The organism is Bartonella sp. CE47NXGY, from assembly GCF_042195415.1.
Lineage (GTDB): Bacteria > Pseudomonadota > Alphaproteobacteria > Rhizobiales > Rhizobiaceae > Bartonella.
In genome coordinates this window covers 1-533 of record NZ_JBHIOI010000299.1, presented here as the reverse complement: position 1 = coordinate 533, position 533 = coordinate 1, and the positions used below count along the sequence as shown (strand labels likewise).

Here is a 533-nt window from a genome sequence, read left to right as displayed (position 1 = left end):
TCAAGGTCCATGGGAACTCCAGAGTTACACATTGCTCTATCTGTTGCACGGTATCTTGTAGAGGCGTCACTAAGCTGTGTTGCACCGATAAGATTACGGATTGTCTCTCCGGTACCACCACGAGTTCTTTGATCTTTTGAAAAGTTTCCATTGTTTCCACCATTGTTGTTCGTGTTTTTTGTTTTTTCTAAAACCTCGATAGCCTTTCGCACCCAGTTTCTCCATGTTGCTTGCCAATCACGTTTGATAGCATTCTTTCCTGCACAGGCTTTCCAATAATCTCGAAACTTTGCAATTTCGACTTTGACGCGCTCTGGAGGCAAGCCCTCTGCAATGGCAAAATCGTAATCCGGTTCAAAATCCGTAGGCAATCGACAACCGCGATTAGCTTGCGCTCGTTTTGCTTTTTTGGGAACGTTCTCTTGCTCGTGAATGGAAGGTTGGTTTTCTACACCCGTTGTGATTTGCTCTGATGTGGTCTCAACAGCAGCAACCTCTGTTGGCTCGTCAACCTGTTCGTTTGTTTCTAAACT

1 pseudogene is annotated in these 533 nt (G+C 45.0%); it reads right to left on the bottom strand.

The features are described from left to right. A pseudogene (locus ACFIL3_RS11190) lies at positions 1-533 on the bottom strand (hypothetical protein); the annotation flags it as partial.